This window comes from Dyella sp. LX-66, assembly GCF_018599165.1.
Classification (GTDB): domain Bacteria; phylum Pseudomonadota; class Gammaproteobacteria; order Xanthomonadales; family Rhodanobacteraceae; genus Dyella_D; species Dyella_D marensis.
The window spans coordinates 37,641-54,493 of the sequence record NZ_JAHFVJ010000003.1 but is presented as its reverse complement, the minus strand read 5'-3'; the positions used below and the strand labels follow the sequence as shown (position 1 = coordinate 54,493).

At 68.4% G+C, this 16,853-nt stretch carries 13 protein-coding genes; 8 read left to right on the top strand and 5 right to left on the bottom strand.

All coding sequences use genetic code 11. The annotated features are described in order from the left end of the window. Positions 1-22 precede the first annotated feature (22 nt). The 5 genes from KK141_RS06880 to gshB all read right to left on the bottom strand — a co-directional run bounded on the left by KK141_RS06880 (position 23) and on the right by gshB (position 3,891). Entirely contained in the window at positions 23-952 is a 930-nt protein-coding gene (locus KK141_RS06880; protein ID WP_214569041.1) for an aspartate carbamoyltransferase catalytic subunit, read from the bottom strand. Next, on the bottom strand, positions 949-1,407 hold the full coding sequence (ruvX, locus tag KK141_RS06875; RefSeq protein ID WP_167252298.1) for a Holliday junction resolvase RuvX: 459 nt from the start codon (positions 1,405-1,407) through the stop codon (positions 949-951). The genes KK141_RS06880 and ruvX overlap by 4 nt, the downstream gene beginning before the upstream one ends. Next, a complete protein-coding gene (locus KK141_RS06870; protein WP_167252297.1) occupies positions 1,404-1,973 on the bottom strand; it encodes a YqgE/AlgH family protein in 570 nt (189 codons plus the stop codon). Before KK141_RS06870 ends, ruvX begins: the two co-directional genes overlap by 4 nt. Before the next feature lie 83 nt (positions 1,974-2,056). Continuing rightward, positions 2,057-2,917, bottom strand: coding sequence for an energy transducer TonB (locus tag KK141_RS06865; protein WP_214569040.1), 861 nt, complete (start codon positions 2,915-2,917; stop codon positions 2,057-2,059). Beyond that, positions 2,914-3,891 carry a glutathione synthase gene (gene gshB / locus KK141_RS06860; RefSeq protein WP_214569039.1) on the bottom strand — a complete coding sequence of 326 codons (978 nt, stop codon included), beginning with the start codon at positions 3,889-3,891 and terminating at the stop codon, positions 2,914-2,916. The genes KK141_RS06865 and gshB overlap by 4 nt, the downstream gene beginning before the upstream one ends. 330 nt (positions 3,892-4,221) lie before the next feature. Between gshB and KK141_RS06855 the strand changes: the two genes are divergently transcribed. From KK141_RS06855 to KK141_RS06820, 8 genes are all read left to right on the top strand, one after another. Continuing rightward, positions 4,222-4,620, top strand: coding sequence for a response regulator (locus KK141_RS06855; protein ID WP_269320406.1), 399 nt, complete (start codon positions 4,222-4,224; stop codon positions 4,618-4,620). A gap of 34 nt (positions 4,621-4,654) precedes the next feature. Then, positions 4,655-5,026 carry a response regulator gene (locus tag KK141_RS06850; RefSeq protein WP_214569038.1) on the top strand — a complete coding sequence of 124 codons (372 nt, stop codon included), beginning with the start codon at positions 4,655-4,657 and terminating at the stop codon, positions 5,024-5,026. 10 nt (positions 5,027-5,036) lie between these two features. After that, positions 5,037-5,570: a chemotaxis protein CheW gene (locus tag KK141_RS06845; protein ID WP_214569037.1), complete on the top strand. Its 534-nt coding sequence runs from the start codon at positions 5,037-5,039 to the stop codon at positions 5,568-5,570. 114 nt (positions 5,571-5,684) lie between these two features. Continuing rightward, the gene (locus KK141_RS06840) at positions 5,685-7,715 is read left to right on the top strand and encodes a methyl-accepting chemotaxis protein (protein WP_214569036.1); all 2,031 of its coding nucleotides are present in this window, start codon (positions 5,685-5,687) and stop codon (positions 7,713-7,715) included. A gap of 108 nt (positions 7,716-7,823) precedes the next feature. Next, positions 7,824-14,132, top strand: a complete 6,309-nt coding sequence (locus tag KK141_RS06835) for an Hpt domain-containing protein (protein ID WP_214569035.1) — start codon at positions 7,824-7,826, stop codon at positions 14,130-14,132. Further along, positions 14,125-15,894 carry a chemotaxis protein CheB gene (locus KK141_RS06830; protein ID WP_214569034.1) on the top strand — a complete coding sequence of 590 codons (1,770 nt, stop codon included), beginning with the start codon at positions 14,125-14,127 and terminating at the stop codon, positions 15,892-15,894. The genes KK141_RS06835 and KK141_RS06830 overlap by 8 nt, the downstream gene beginning before the upstream one ends. Continuing rightward, on the top strand, positions 15,891-16,367 hold the full coding sequence (locus KK141_RS06825) for a chemotaxis protein CheW (protein ID WP_214569033.1): 477 nt from the start codon (positions 15,891-15,893) through the stop codon (positions 16,365-16,367). The genes KK141_RS06830 and KK141_RS06825 overlap by 4 nt, the downstream gene beginning before the upstream one ends. Positions 16,368-16,650: 283 nt before the next feature. Next, positions 16,651-16,806: a hypothetical protein gene (locus KK141_RS06820; RefSeq protein ID WP_214569032.1), complete on the top strand. Its 156-nt coding sequence runs from the start codon at positions 16,651-16,653 to the stop codon at positions 16,804-16,806. Positions 16,807-16,853 lie beyond the last annotated feature (47 nt).

The following is a 16,853-nucleotide window of genomic DNA, read 5'->3' as shown; positions in this document are numbered from 1 at the left end:
AGGTTGGCGCCCTACGCGGGGCTTACGGGCGGGCCAGCATCTCGGCCAGCACGGCCATACGCACGAACACGCCGTTGCCGACCTGCTCCAGGATGCGCGACTGCGCCCCGTCGGCCACCTCGGAGCTGATCTCGATGCCGCGGTTGAGCGGGCCGGGGTGCATCACCAGGGCGTTGCGCGCGGCGCGCGCCAGGCGGCGCGCGTCCAGGCCGTAGTGCTTGAAGTAGTCGGCCTCGTCCTGCAGGTCGGTGGCGGCCATGCGCTCCTTCTGCAGGCGCAGCATGATCACTACGTCGGCGCCTTCCACCGCCTGGTCGAAGTCGGTAAAGCGCTGGCAGTGCGGCATCTCGTGCTCGGTGGGCATGAGCGCGGCCGGGGCGCACAGGCGGATGTCGCGCGCGCCCAGCGCCGCCAGCGCGTGCACGTCCGAGCGCGCCACGCGCGAGTGCTTCACGTCGCCGCAGATCACCACGCCCAGGTTCTCGAATTCCGGCCGGTGCTGGCGGATGGTCAGCATGTCCAGCAGGCCCTGGGTGGGGTGGGCGCGGTTGCCGTCGCCGGCATTGACCACCGACACGCCGCTCATGGCGTGGCGCACCAGTTCGTCCGGCGTGCCGGAGATCTTGTGGCGCACGATGATCGCGTCCAGGTGCATGGCTTCGAGCGTGTGCAGGGTGTCGTACAGCTCCTCGCCCTTGCTGGTGGAGGAGAAGCCGATGTCGAAGTTGATGACGTCGGCGCCGAGCCGGCGCGCGGCCAGCTCGAACGAGGTGCGCGTGCGCGTGGACGGCTCGAAGAACAGGTTCAGGATGGTGCGCCCGCCCAGCAGGTCCAGCTTGCGCGTGCCGTGCGCGCAGGCGTCGCGCATGGCGACGGCGCGGTCGAGCAGGCGCTCGATGGTGGCGCGCGGCATGTTTTCGAGCGTGGTGAGGTGGCGCAGGCGAGGTGTCATGGCGGGGGCGGATCGGCAAGGGTGGAAGTGGCGTCGGCTGGCTGGGCCAGCCAGCGCTCCAGGATCACCGCGGCGGCTTCGGCGTCGATGGCGCTGGCGTCGCGGCGTTTCTTCAGGCCCGCGGCGCGGGCGCCGGCGAAGCGGCGGGCCGCTTCCTGCGAGCTGTGGCGTTCGTCGATCAGCGCGACCGGCAGCGCATAGCGCTGGCCCAGCCGCTCGGCCAGGCGGCGCGCGCCGCGGCTGGCTGCTTGTTCCTCGCCTTCGAGCGTGAGCGGCAGGCCGATCACCAGGGTGTCGGGCTGCCATTCGCGGCGCAGGGCGTCGAGCTTGTTCCAGTCCGGTTCGCCGTCGCGCACCGGCACCACGGCCAGGGCGCGGGCCAGGCCGGTGAAACGGTTGCCGACCGCGACGCCGAGCAGCCGGCTGCCGTAGTCGAAACCGAACACACAGCTCATGCGTGACCCACGTAACCCGGCAACTGCAGCGGATTGACCCCGACCAGGCCGGCCGCGGCGCTCCAGCGTTCTTCCAGCGGGGTGTCGAACACGATGCGCTCGCTCGCCTCCACGGTGAGCCAGCTGTTGTCTTTCAGCTCCTGCTCCAGCTGGCCGGCGCTCCAGCCGGCGTAGCCCAGCGCCATCAGCGCCTGGCGCGGGCCGGTGCCTGCGGCGATGGCGATAAGGATGTCGCGCGAGGTGGTCACCGACCAGTGGTCGTTGATGCGGTAGCTGGATTCCCAGTGGCCTTCCTCGCGGTGCAGCACGAAGCCGCGCTCCTGCTGCACGGGGCCGCCGATCAGCACGGGCAGGTCGGAGACTTCCGGGTCGTCGCATTCGAGCTTCATCTGCCGGAGCACGTCGCCCAGGCGGTACTCGGAGAGCTGGTTGACCAGCAGCCCCACCGCGCCGTCTTCGTCGTGCTGGCAGATGAAGGCCACGCCGCGCGAGAACGGCGGCTCGGCCAGGCTGGGCATGGCGATCAGGAAATGACCGGCGAGAGACGAGGGAGGGACGGCGCTCATGCCCCGCATTGTAAGCGCAGGGGGTGCCGGTAGGGTGAGGACGAGGTTGGCGGAACGTGCAGCCGCGGACGGGCGGGGCCGTTTCAGCGCGTATGCAGCACGTTGTCTTCCTGGAACTGCCAGGTGCGCGTGATGTGCAGTTCATCCACGCGCTCGCCGCCCTGCGGCAGCGGCGGGAACGGCGCGGCCAGGCGCACGATGCGCTCGGCGGCCTTGTCCAGCAGGTCCTGGCCGGAGCTGCTGATCACCTCGATGTCCATCACCTTGCCGTCGCGGTCCAGGGTCACCGTGAGCAGTACGTCGCCGTGCAGCTTCTGGCGGCGCGCGGCGTCGGGATAGTTGAGGTTGCCCACCCGCTCGATCCGGTCCACCCAGTTGCGCATGTAGCCGGCGTAGGCGTACTCGCTGGTGTTGGAGGAGATGAATTTCTTCTTGGGGCGCTTGGCGTAGGCCTCCTGGATGCGCCGCTTCTCGGCCGCCAGCTGGGCGGCTTCCATCTGCACGCGGTCGGCGTCGGAGGCCGGCAGCGCGCTGTCGCTGCGCTGCGGCTGGGCGCTGTCGGAGTTCACGCTGAAGCGGCTGTTGCCGGTGGTGGTAAGCAGGCGGTCCTGGGTGGCGTCCTGCGGGCGCGCCGCGGTGGCCTGCTGGGCGCGCTCGGCCACGCCGGGGTCCGGCTTGGGCAGCGGGCCGGAGAACGGCTGCGAGGGGCGCGCCGCCTTGTCCTGCTCGCCGCCGCCGCGGTTGTTGGCCTGGGCCAGGAAGTCGGCCTGCTCGGGCTTCTCGCGGTTGGCCACGTCCACCAGGGTCACGTCCAGCGTCGGCAGGGCCGGCTTGGGCTTCACGTAGCCGAAGGTGATGCCCAGCAGCAGCACGCCGTGCAGCAACAGCGAGAACAGCAGGGTGGCGCCGATCAGGTCGGCGCCCCGGGGTGCGGGTTGACTCACGCGGAACGCTTTCCGTGGATGTGGTGTTCGATGACGTCGAACAGCTGGCCGCAGATATTAAGCCCGAACTGCTTGTCCAGTTCGCGCGCGCAGGTTGGCGATGTGACGTTGATCTCAGTGAGGTAGTCGCCGATCACGTCCAGCCCCACGAACCACAGGCCGCGCTTGCGCAGCTCCGGCGCCACCTGCGAGACGATCCAGCGGTCGCGCTCGGTCAGCGGCACGCCCTCGCCGCGGCCGCCGGCGGCCAGGTTGCCGCGGAATTCGTCGCCCTGGGGAATGCGCGCGAGCGCATAGGGCACCGCCTCGCCGTCCACCACCAGGATGCGCTTGTCGCCGGCGCTGATCTGCGGGATGAACTGCTGCGCCATCACGAACTGCGCCTGGGCGCCGTGCAGGCCGCCGCTGAGCAGGGTTTCCAGCATCGAATTGAGATTGCTGTCGCCGGCGCGCACGCGGAAGATGCCGCGCCCGCCCATGCCGTCCAGCGGCTTGAGCACCACCTCGCCGTGCTCGGCCACGAAGCGGCGCAGGTCGGCCTTGTCACGGGACAGCAGGGTGGGGGCCATGCACTGGCCGAAGTCCAGCGCGTACATCTTCTCGTTGCAGTCGCGCAGCGCCTGCGGGTCGTTCACCACCATCACGCCGGCGCGCTGGGCCAGCGACAGCACCATGGTGTCGTAGATGAACTGGGAGTCGACCGGCGGGTCCTTGCGCATCAGCACCACGTCCACCCCGGCCAGCTCCTGCCAGCGCGCCTCGCCCAGGCTGAACCAGCCGGACGGGTCCTCCTTCACGGTCAGCGGGGCCAGCCGGGCCCAGGCGCGGCCGTCGCGCACGGCCAGGTCGCCCTGTTCCATGTACAGCAGCGCATGGCCGCGGCGCTGGGCTTCCAGCAGCATGGCGAAGGTGGTGTCCTTGGCGATCTTGATGGCGCGGATGGGATCCATCAGCACGGCGACCGAAAGGGCCATCGTCATTCTCCGGTAGTGGGTGCCCCATAGACTGGTGCGTTCTTGCCGGGTCGGCGGCGCACCAGGTCGATCGGGTGGGAAGACGCGCATGTTCGCCGAGCTTCACGATGGGCGGCAAGCTATGTGAAGTCGTGCCGCACGGCTCAACCGCGAGGAATTTGGCTTGACGCCACGACGGGCAGGCGGTAAACAGCACGGACAATCGTCCGCCCACGAGCGGATGAATAGGTGGGCAATCTTGCGGGATTCTTTTCGTCCACATGGAGCCGACGGCCCTGGCGCTGTCGGCTTCGTGTCTACCTGAGCCTGGGGCGGGTCACAGGGGGGTGTGTGAACTTGAACATAAGTGGAAATGGCCTGGCCGGTCTGAAGGTCATGGTGATCGACGACTCGAAAACGATCCGTCGCACGGCGGAAACCTTGCTGAAGAAGGAAGGTTGCGACGTGCTCACGGCCGTCGACGGGTTCGAAGCGCTCGCCAAGATCTCGGACCAGAAGCCCGCCATCATCTTCGTCGACATCATGATGCCGCGCCTTGACGGGTACCAAACCTGCGCGCTCATCAAGAACAATCCGCAATTCCGGTCGACGCCCGTGATCATGCTGAGCTCGAAGGATGGCCTGTTCGACAAGGCCCGCGGCCGCATCGTCGGCGCCGAGCAGTATCTGACCAAGCCGTTCACGCGCGACGAACTGCTTGGAGCCATCCATCGCCATGTCACGGTGTAAGACCACCATCGACTACAGGGGCTGAGGGGGACCTGTGGCCAATATTCTCATCATCGACGACTCGCCGACCGACGTGCGCGTGTTCACCACGCTGCTGGAACGCGCCGGGCATACGGTCGGCTCCGTCAACAACGCCGAGGAGGGCATCGAGCGCGTGCGCTCGGAACTGCCCGCCCTGGTCATCATGGACGTGATCATGCCCGGCATGAACGGGTTCCAGGCCACGCGCACGCTGACGCGCGACCCGGTAACCAAGGACGTGCCGATCGTGATGATCACCACCAAGTCCATGGAGACCGATCGCGTCTGGGGTTTGCGCCAGGGCGCCCGCGCCTTCATCACCAAGCCGGTGAACGAGAAGGAGCTGCTGGCGTGCATCAACGATCTGCTGCCCAACGCGGCCTGAGGTCTACCCGATGAGCCAGACCTTGTCCCCGTTCGAGATCCTCGCGCGCTACGAGCGGCTGTCGCTGACTCATGCTTCGGATACGCCCGAGAAGCTGGAAGCGCCCGGCCTGTGGCGCGGCATCGGCTACCGCGTGGGTTCGCGCCTGTTCGTCAGCGGCATCGACGAGATCAGCGAACTGCTCGCCGTGCCTTCGCTCACCCCCGTGCCCGGCACCCAGGCCTGGCTGATGGGCGTGGCCAACGTGCGCGGCAACCTGGTGCCGGTGGTGGACCTGGGGCGCTTCCTGTTCGGCGAGCGCACCTTGCACACCGAGCGCAGCCGCCTGCTGGTGGTGCGCCAGGGCGTCGGCAGCGTGGCCCTGCTGGTGGACGAGGTGTTCGGCCAGCGCACGGTGGATACCGAAGCGCGCCGGGCGGCCGAGCAGGAAGACGATCCGCGCCTGTCGCGCTTCGTCGAGGAAAGGGTAGGAGAACCCCGGCTGGCGGTTTTCAGCATGGGACGCCTGGTGCGTGCCCCGGACTTCCGCCAGGCCGCGGCCTGAGGCAGTAACCGGTAGTGAGTAGGACCGGTGCCGGGTCGCGGCCGGATTGACGGGCTTTGAAATCCCAACCGATGCCGCAACGACGGCGTGGCGTAGACGGGTGAGGTAACGCACATGAGCACTACAGGGGGCGTCGGCAAGGAGCGGGGCTATACCGGCCTCATCGTCTTGCTGGTGGTCGCGATCGGCTTCGCGGCGCTGGACTTCTTCATGCTTAACGCGAAGAACGGCGAGGACCGCCAGGCCATCGGCCTGACCACGCAGATCCAGGTGTTGTCGCAGCAGACCGCCAAGTACGCGCTGGAGGCGTCGGACGGTAACGTCGACTCCTTCAAGGAGCTGGAAACCAACCGCAACGCGATCGATTCCGCGGTCCAGCGCCTGAACTCCGGCGACACCAAGAGCGGCATGAAGGCCTATGCCGACAACAGCGCCTCCCCGGCCGGCCGCGCGGTGGCCGCGCTGAGCAACGCCTGGAAGCAGCTGGACGCGGACATCGGCAAGATCCTGTCGAACAAGGCCCTGGTGCTGGATTCGGCCCAGCGCGCCGGCACCCTGTCGCGCGAACTGCCCGTGCTGAACTCCAGCATGGAGCAGGTGGTGAACATCCTGCAGCAGCGCGGCGGCAGCGCCGAGCAGACCTACACCTCCGCGCGCCAGATGCTGCTGGCCGACCGCATGATCCGCCGCGTGCAGGAGATCCTGCAGGGCGGCGACGCCTCGCAGCCGGCGGCCGACGGCCTGGCCCGCGACGGCCAGCTCTACGGCGGCGTGCTCAAGGGCCTGCAGGAAGGCAACGCCGAAGTCGGCGTGCGTTCGATGAACGACTCCAACGCCCGCAAGATCCTGGGCGACATGCAGACCAAGTGGGACAGCCTGCAGGACCCGGTGACCAAGCTGGTCGGCGCGGCCGGCAACCTGTCCGAAGTGAAGCGCGCGGGCAACCAGGCTTCGCTGGATTCGCAGAACGTGCTGCTGCGCGCGAACGAACTCTCGGAGCAGATCGGCAAGCTGCCGCTGCGCCGCCTGTTCCCGAACGTGTGGTGGGGCGTGCTGGGCGCCGGCGGCGCCGCCGCCTTCGCCGTGCTGCTGGTGTTTACCCTGGTCCGCGACCAGCGCCGCCGCTTCCAGGAATCGGCTGAGCTGAACCAGCGTAACCAGGAGGCGATCATGCGCCTGCTGGACGAAATGGGCTCGCTCGCGGAAGGCGACCTGACGGTGAAGACCACCGTCACCGAGGACATCACCGGCGCCATCGCCGACTCGGTGAACTACGCCATCGACGAGCTGCGCACCCTGGTGACCACCATCAACGAGACCTCCGAGCAGGTGTCGTCGTCGGCGCAGGAAACCCAGACCACCGCGCGCCATCTGGCCGACGCGGCGCAGAGCCAGGCGGCGCGTATCAGCACCGCCACCTCGGCGATCAACCAGATCGCCAGCCTGATGGACAACGTGTCGAAGGACTCCGCCGAGTCGGCCGACGTGGCCGAACGCTCGGTGCGCATCGCTTCACGCGGCGCCGAAGTGGTGCGCGAGACCATTTCCGGAATGGACTCGATCCGCGACCAGATCCAGGAAACCTCCAAGCGCATCAAGCGCCTGGGCGAGTCTTCCCAGGAAATCGGCTCGATCGTGGAACTGATCAACGACATTGCCGAGCAGACCAACATCCTCGCGCTGAACGCCGCCATCCAGGCGGCCTCGGCGGGCGAGGCGGGCCGCGGCTTCGCGGTGGTGGCGGACGAAGTGCAGCGACTGGCCGAACGCTCGGCCAGCGCGACCAAGCGAATCGAAACGCTGGTGCAGGCGATTCAGTCCGACACCAACGAAGCGGTCAACTCCATGGAGCAGACCACCGCGGAAGTGGTGGCCGGCGCCCGCAAGGCCGAGGACGCGGGCAGCGCGCTGGGCGACATCGAACGCGTGTCGCACGATCTGTCCGCGCTGATTCAGAACATCTCGGCCGCGGCGCGCGAGCAGTCCATCGCGGCGACGGACATCTCGCAGTCGATGAACGCGATCCAGGAAATCACTTCGCAGACCTCGCAGGGCGCGAGCCAGACGGCCGAGTCGATCGGCTACCTGGCCCAGCTGGCGAGCGATCTGCGGCGCTCGGTGGCGCACTTCAAGCTGCCGGGCTGACAACAAGAAACAGGTACGGGTGCGTCCATTCCCATGGGCGCGTCCGAGGACAGGGGGGCAACCTCGACGGTTGCGTGACACGCGTTGCGCGGCCGCTGAGAGGGGCGCATGAGACTTCAAGACCACATCGATTTCACCACCCTGCAGTGGGTCAAGCCCGAGCTTGACGAGACGCTGGCCATCGCTCGCGAGGCGCTGGAGTCCTACGTCGAAAATCCGGGCGACCGCGCCGTCATGCGCTCGTGCGCCGACAGCCTGCACCAGGTGCAGGGCACCCTGCGCATGGTCGAGCTGTATGGCGCCGCGCTGGTGGCCGAGGAAATGGAAAACCTCGCCGTCGCCCTGCTCGAAGGCCACGTCACCCAGCGCGAGGAAGCCTATGCCGCGATGATGCGCGGCCTGATGCAGCTGCCGGACTACCTGGAACGCCTTTCGGGCGGCCATCGCGATGTGCCGGTAGTGCTGCTGCCGCTGCTCAACGAGCTGCGCGCCAGCCGCGGGCAGCAGGCGCTGCACGAGTCGGCGTTGTTCGCGCCCAACCTCGAAGCCGCGCTGCCCGACAGCGCGCCGGCCGCGCTCAACCAGGAAGAGGCCGAGCGCATGCACGGCCGCATCGCCGAGCTGCGCCTGCGTTTCCAGCAGCAGCTGCTGGCATGGTTCCGCGGCCAGGCCGCCGAACAGCAGCTCGGCGCCATGGTGCAGACCCTCGATGCGATCGCCGCGCGCTGCTACAGCGTGCCGGGCCGCCGCCTGTGGTGGATCACCGCCGGCGTGCTGGAAGGCCTGCAGCAGGGCGTGCTGAAGAACCAGGCGGGCGAAGTGCGCCAGCTGATCGGCAAGGTCGATCGCAGCATCCGCCAGCTGATCGAACAGGGCGAAGCGTCCATGCGCGGCGGCGACGCCGACGAACTGGCGCGCAAGCTGCTCTACGTGGTGGCCCAGTCCAAGCAGCGCAGCGCGCGCATGGACCTGCTGGTGCGCACCTACGGCCTGGACCGCCTGCTGCCCGACGAGGGCGAGCTCGAACACGCCCGCGGTTCCATGTCCGGCCACAACCGCGCCCTGCTGGACTCGGTGGCCAAGGCCATCAAGGAAGACCTGCTGCGCGTGAAGGAGGCGCTGGACCTGTTCCTGCGCCAGGCCAACGCCGACCCCGCCCAGCTCAGCGAACAGACCGGCGTGCTCGAACGCGTCGGCGACACCCTCGGCATGCTCGCCCTGGGCGTGCCGCGCCGCGTGGTGACCGAACAGCGCCGCGTGCTGGAAGACATCGCCAACCGCATGCGCGCCCCGGACGAAGAGCTGCTGCTCGACGTGGCCGGCGCGCTGCTCTACGTGGAAGCCTCGCTCGACGACCATATCGAGAGCCTGGGCGCCGACGAGGAACCCTCGGCCGAAGCGCCGGTGAACATGCTTCCGCGCAGCGAGGCGCGGCACATCCTGTCCACCCTGATGCAGGAAGCCACCGCCAACACCGGCAAGGTGAAGGACGCGATCGTCGCCTTCATCGAATCCGGCTGGCGCCATCAGGAACTGACCGACGTGCCGGGCCTGATGGACGAAGTGTCCGGCGCCATGCGCATGCTCACCGCGCCGCGCCCGGCCGAACTGGCCGAAGGCATCGGCCGCTTCGTCGGCAACGAACTGCTCAGCGACCGCCGCGTGCCCACCAGCGCGCAGATGGACCACCTGGCCGACGCCCTGGCCGCGCTGGAGTACTACCTGGAAGCCGCGCGCGAACACCGCGGCGGCCTGGAACACATCCTGGACGTGGCCGAGCACAGCCTCAGCACGCTCGGCTACTGGCCGCCGCCGCCGGTGCGCACCGTGCTGGCCGACGCCGAGCCGGAAGCCGCCGCGCCCGCGCCGGCACCGGCGCCCACCGCATTCACGCCGGACCTGGGCACCGAACACGAACTCACCGAAACCGTCAGCCTCGCCACCGGCAACGACCTCGGCAGCCTGGTGATCGGCGAAGCCGTCACGCCGATGCCGTCGGCGCACGAGCTGGCCGGCCTGCGCCTGGTCGACACCGAGCACGTGTCCACGCCCGCCGCCGCTGGCGCCAACGACGACGACGACTGGGTCGAGATCGAAGAGGAAGTGCTGGAGCAGGTGCCCGCCGCCGACGCCATCAATGCCCACGCCGGCTTCCAGGTCAGCGTGGACGGCATCGACGACGAGATCCGCGAAATCTTCCTGGAAGAAATGCAGGAAGAGATCGACAACCTGCGCGACGCCGAGCAGAAGTGGCTGGCCGATCCGGAGCGCCTCGAAGCGCTCACCCCGATCCGCCGCTCCTTCCACACGCTGAAGGGTTCCGGCCGCCTGGTCGGCGCTACGGCGCTGGGCGAGTACGCCTGGAAGATCGAGAACATGCTCAACCGCGTGCTCGATCAGTCGATTCCCGCCAATGCCAACGTGCAGGCGCTGATCCGCCACGCCATCGAGGCGCTGCCGCAGCTGCGCGCCGCGCTGATGGGCGAGGGCGCGCCGACCGCGCCGCTGGCCGCGATCATGGAAACCGCCGACCGCCTCTCCGGCGGCAGCGAACATGCCAGCATCGAGGACTTCAAGCCCGCCGGCACCGAGACGGTGCGCCGCACCGTGCGCCGCCGCGTGCCGCGTTCGCAGATCGCCGCCGAGGCGATCCCGCCCGCCACGCTCGCGCATATCGAGCCGGCGCCGGAACCGGTGGTGCACACGCCGGTGCACGAGACGATCGCCGCGCCGGTGCTGCCGCCGGTCGACCCGGTGCTGCTGGAAATCCTGCGCAGCGAAGTCGCCCAGTACCTGCAGACCATCCGCCACGCGATCAACCGCGTCGACGCCGAACTGCGCGTGGACGACAGCCTGCTGCGCGCCGTGCATACCCTGCATGGCGCCATCGCGATGGTCGACATCCCGCTGCTGACCCAGCTGCTGTCGCCGCTGGAAAGCCTGCTCAAGCGCCTGCGCGCCGCTGGCCATCCGCTCTCCGCCGAGGGTGTGAACCTGCTGGGCAAGAGCGCCGATGCGGTCGACTACATCATGGGCCAGTTCGACGCCGAGCATCCGCAGCTGCCGGAACTCGACGCGCTGATCCGCCGCCTGTGCGAGCTGCGCGACGCGCAGCCCGAGCCGCAGGTGGCCCACGTGCTGTTCGAGCCGCTGGCCGACGACCTCGCCGCGGAAGGCGAGGCCGACGAAGGCGCGCTCGCCGCCGCGCTGGACGCCGCCATGCCGGTGCAGCCGGGCGAGACGCACGCGCCGCACGAAGCCGCGCCGGCGGCCGAAGCGCCGGTGGACGCATTCACCGCCGAGCTGATGGCCGCGCTGGGCAGCTTCGACGCCGAACTGCCGGTGCACGAAGCCGAGGCGACGCACCACGTCGCCGCGCCGGTGGCGGAAGAAGACGATTTCGCCGCGCTCTACGGCGACCTCACCGCCGAGGAACCGCAGCACGCGGAAGCGGTGGAAGACCCGAACGAAATCGTGGTCGAGAACACGCTGTCCTTCGAAGGGCATGCGATCGAACCGATCGGGCTTGCCGCCGCGCATCCGGGCGCCGCCGAACACATCGAACTGTCGCTCGACGCCGTCGAGCCGGCCGAAGCGCACCTGGTCGACGCGCATGCGCTGGTCGGCGCGGAACAGCCGGTCGAAGCGGTCACGCACGTGACGCTGGAACCGGCGCTGGCCGAAGGCGAGATCGAAGAGATCGAAGTCGGCGACGTGGTCGAGAGCGAACTGGCCGATTTCCTCGGCAGTTCCGAACCGCTGGCGAATCTCGCCGAGCCGGTCGCGGGGCTGGTCGACGAGCCGGTGGCCGAAGCGGTGCACGTCGAAGAGACGTCGCTGGCGGACGCCGAGCCGGTGGTCGAAGCCGTGCATGTCGAAGCCGTGCACGCCGAGCCTGCTGATGTCGAACCCGCTCATGTCGAGCCGGAACACATCGAGCCGGAACACATCGAGGCGGCGCCGTTCAAGGTCGAAGAGGTCGAAGAACCGGCGGCCGAAGCAACCCGCGCCCCGCAGCACGACCTCAGCTCCGAATACGCCGGCAGCTGGACCAACGACCAGATCGATCCGGACCTGCTGGAGATCTTCACCGAGGAAGCGCGCGAGATCCTCGACCACTCCGACAGCGTGCTGTCGCAGTGGCGCGCCGAGCCGGCCGAGCCGGAACACATGGCCAGCCTGCAGCGCGATCTGCATACGCTGAAGGGCGGTGCGCGCATCGCCGGCATGGTGCCGGTGGGCGATCTCACCCACGCCATCGAAACTCTGCTGGAAAGCCCGGTCGGCCACGATCCGGCGCGCCAGGGCGAGCTGATCCGCGCGCTCGAAGCCGGCTTCGACGCCCTGCACGGACTGGTGCAGCGCGTGTCGCAGGGCCGCGGCGTGGAATACCCGCAGGCCATGATCGACCGCTTCCTCGGCCTGGCCGGCGAAGCGAAGCCCTCGGTCGAACACGCCGAACCGGCCGGCCTCGCCGCCGAACCGGCCGATCGCGCCCACCTGCCCGAACTGCTGCCGGAAGAAGGCCAGTTCGACGAGATGCGCGGTCCGCAGGAACAGATCCGCGTCCGTTCCGAACTGCTCGACACCCTGGTCAACCATGCCGGCGAGGTGGCGATCTACCGCTCGCGCCTGGAACAGCAGGTGGCCGGCTACCGCTTCAACCTGGTCGAGCTGGACCAGACCGTGCAGCGTCTGCGCAGCCAGCTGCGCATGCTGGAAATCGAAACCGAAGCGCAGATCATCGCGCGCTTCCAGCGCGAGCATCGCGAAGCGGGCATGAGCGTGTTCGATCCGCTCGAGCTCGACCGCTACTCGCAGCTGCAGCAGTACTCGCGTGCGCTGGCCGAGTCGGTATCCGACCTGGTGTCGATCCAGAGCATGCTGGACGAACTGACCCGCCAGGCCGAAACGCTGCTGATCCAGCAGTCGCGCGTCAGCTCCGAACTGCAGGACGGCCTGCTGCGCACGCGCATGCTGCCGTTCGACACCATGGTGCCGAACCTGCGCCGCACCCTGCGCCAGGCCGCGCAGGAACAGGGCAAGAGCGCGCAGCTGTTCGTGGAAGGCGCGCACGGCGAAATGGACCGCACCCTGCTGGACCGCCTGAAGGCGCCGTTCGAGCACATGCTGCGCAATGCCGTGGCGCACGGCATCGAATCGCCGGAAGAACGCCGCAAGGCGGGCAAGCCGGCCGAAGGCGCGGTGCGCATCCGCGTGGCGCGCGAAGCCACCGAGGTGGTGGTGCGCGTGACCGACGACGGCCGCGGCCTGGACCGCGATGCCGTGCGCAAGCGCGGCATCGAGCGCGGCCTGCTGCGCGCCGACGCCAAGCTCAGCGACGACCAGCTGCTGGCCCTGATCACCCAGCCGGGCTTCTCCACCGCCAGCAGCGTCACCCAGCTGGCCGGACGCGGCGTGGGCATGGACGTGGTGGCCAACGAGATCAAACAGCTCGGCGGCTCCATCGCGGTGGAATCGCAGGCCGGCCAGGGCACCACCTTCGTGCTGCGCCTGCCGTTCACCCTGGCGGTGACGCAGGCGATCCTGGTGCGCATCGGCGAATCCAACTTCGCCATCCCGATGACCTCGGTGCAGGGCGTGGCCCGCATCAGCCCGGCCGACCTCACCGAACGCCTGGCCGAGTACGAGCCGAGCTTCCCGTATTCGGGCGAGCAGTACGGCATCCACGACCTGGCCGAACTGCTGGGCATTCCCGCCGGCCATCCGGGCGACGAACAGCTGCCGCTGCTGCTGACCCGCGCCGGCGATCTGCGCGCGGCGATCCGCATCGACGCCGTGATCGGCTCGCGCGAGATCGTGGTGAAGTCGGTCGGCCCGCAGGTGAGTTCAGTGCCGGGCATTCTCGGCGCCACCATCATGGGCGATGGCTCGGTGCTGATCATTCTCGATCTGCCGCCCCTGGTGCGCCACGGCATCGTGCGCCGCCAGGAGCGCCTGGCCGAAGGCCTCAGCGCCGTCGAAATGCCGGTGGTGGAAGAAGAGCGCGTGCGTCCGCTGGTGATGGTGGTCGACGACTCCATCACCATGCGCAAGGTCACCGGCCGCGTGCTGGAACGCCACGAATACGAAGTGCATACCGCGAAGGACGGCCTCGATGCGCTGGAGAAACTGCACGAGCGCGTGCCCGACCTGATGCTGCTCGACATCGAAATGCCGCGCATGGACGGCTTCGAACTGGCCGAGCAGATGAAGGCCGATCCGCGCCTGCGCAACGTGCCGATCATCATGATCACCTCGCGTACCGGCGATAAGCATCGCCAGCGCGCGTTCGACATCGGCGTGGACCGCTACCTCGGCAAGCCGTACCAGGAAATCGAGCTGCTGGCGCAGATCAGCGAAGTGCTGGAGCAGCGTGCGCTGCAGGATCAGGCCACGGAGTCCGCCCATGGCTGAAGCCCCGGCAGTCGCTCTGCTGTTCGACGACGCGGAACTCGGGGCGCATCTGCGCGAAGCCTTGCGCGAACGCGGTGCACGCATCGTGCACGAGGGCGCGCTGGGCACGCTGAGCCGTGAAGTGATCCACGGCACCGGCGCCCAGGTGGTGGTGGTGAACCTCGACGACGAAGCGGCCGATGACATCGACCGCCTCTACGACGTGATCGACGGCGATCATCCGCGCGTGGTGTTCAACGACGCCCAGGCCAGCCGCGGCCTGGACGGCTGGGATCGCGCGCGCTGGGCGCGCCATCTCGCCGTGAAGGTGCTGGCGGACGGCGATATCGATCCGCCGCGCCCGGCCGATGCCCTGGCGGTCGAAACGCCGGTGATGCATGAGCCGGTGGCGGTGGCCGCGGTGGCTCCGGCCGCTGCCGTGGCGCTGGCCCAAACGTTTGAAGAGCCGGCCGCCGAAGCCGAGCCGGCCACGCTGGCCGAGATCGAGCCGGTGGCCGACATCACGTTGATCGACGAAGCGCCGGAGATCCTGCTGTCGCCGGTGGTCGGCGAAGCCGCCGACGTTTCCGAATCGCTCGCCGCCGAACTCGAAGCGCTGCTCGCCGCCGATACGGACGAGCCTGCCGACGACGACTTCGGCAGCGGCCTGAAGCCCATCGCCGAAGACGCGCCGCCGCTGCACGACGGCATGTTCGGCACCGATTTCGGCGCGGACTTCCTCGCCGACACGCAAGGCCACGCACCGCTGCCGCCCGTGCACGAGGATCTCGTCGCCGCGGTACCGCCGCCGGTGCGCGAAGAACTCACCGCCAGCATTCCCGACGAGCCGCTGGCTTCGCCGCCGAGCGCGCCGCGTCCGTCCTTCCAGCTCGACCATCTCGCGCTGGCGCCGCTGGACGACAGCTTCATGCCGGCCGACACGCCGATCAAGGTGGAGAAGATGTCCACCGCCGAAGCGCTGCATGCGAGCTGGTCGCTGGTCGACGAAGACGCCCCGCTGGCCGAAGCGCCGGCGCCGGAGTTCGGCATCGAGAAAGTGAGCGCCGCCGATTTCCTCGCACCCGATGTGGAGCTGATGGACGAGGCGCCGCTGATCGAACCGGGCATGACGCTGGAGCTGGTCTCCATCGAGGAAGCCATCGCACCGCGCGAGGAGTACTCGCACGAAGTGCACCTGGGCGAACTCGACAGCGCGCTGGGCCGCGTGCTGCTGCTGGGCGCGACGGTGGACAGCACGGATTCCGTTTGCGCGTTCCTCGCCGCCTTGCCGTCCAGCCTGCGCATGGCGGTGCTGTTGACCCAGCATCAGGGCGCTGCGTCGGTCGATATGTTGTCCGAGCGCTTGTCCAAGCATTCCGCACTGCCCGTGCGCATCGCCAGCCACGGCCAGCGCGCCCGCGCCGGCGAAGTGCTGCTGGTGCCGGCCAACCGCCAGGTGCGTCTGCTGCGCGATGGCCGCGTCGAATGCGAAGCGGTGGACGTGGCTTCGTTCCAGAACCCGTCGATCGACAGCGCGTTCACCACCGCCGCCAATGTGTTTGGCCGCGACGCCGTCGCCATCGTCTTCGCCGGCCCCGGCACCGATGCGGTAGCCGGCGCGCAAGCCGTGCACGACCGCGGCGGCCGCGTGTGGGTCGAGCAGGCCTCCGGCGACCACTACGCCGACATGGTGCACGGCGTGGAAGCCGAACGCCTGGCAAGTTTCACCGGAACGCCGTTCGAACTGGCGGCACGTTTGATCGAAGAGGAAGTCCAGCGATGAGCGAGCAGCCGTTGCCGCGCGAGATCCGTTGCGTACTGGTGCCGGTAGGCCATCTGCGCCTGTTGCTGCCCAACGCGACCGTGGCCGAAGTGATTACCTTGCCGACGCCGGAGACGGTGGAAGGCGCGCCGGAATGGTTGCTCGGGCGTATTGCCTGGCGCGGCTGGCGCGTGCCGCTGGTGTCGTTCACCAAGCTGGCCGGTGCGGAAGAGGGCGACCCGTCGCTGGCGATGCGCGTGGCCGTGCTGAAGGCGCTGGGTGGGAATCCGAAGCTGCCATTCGTGGCGGTGGTGACGCAGGGTTTTCCGCGACTGACGACGTTGAATGCGGAGCTGATCATTCCGACCCACGATGGGACGGAGTTGCCGCCGGGTGTTAAGGCGCAGGTGCTGGTGCGCGATGACGTGGCGGTGATTCCGGATCTTGAGGGGATTGAGGAGCAGTTGACGGAGATGTTGGAGTTGGCGAGCTGATAGTTGTTCGAGCGTCTGACCGGGCGCTTGGGTTTGGCTCGTGCCAGTGTGTCCATAGAAGTCGAAGGACGGCTTTGGGACTACTCCTAGGGACCTAGGGAAGGGCAGCCATGGATGAGGGCTACATCACAATCGACAGAGCCGCTGTCGTAGAAGATTGCGAAGAAGACCGAGGTTGCGTCGCAACCTCGGTTTTTTTGTGGGTAGAAATCGCAGTGACTGCGCAGGAACCCAGGCAGGCTTCGCGAGATCGGGATGAATCCTCTTCCAGCAAGGAATGAGCATGGAATTGATTGATTCTGTGATTCGTAGCCTCAAGGGCATATGGCGGCTGAAGGCCGCCTGCTCCACCTCCCTTGGAATCGATGCTGCTGATAACTCCTTAGAAGATCTCGAGGGGCGCTTTACGAATCTGATTCCATCATCGCAGCCCCGTTAGTCCCAGTGGATATGTCTTTGAAGCGGGCATGCGCGCGATTTGGGATC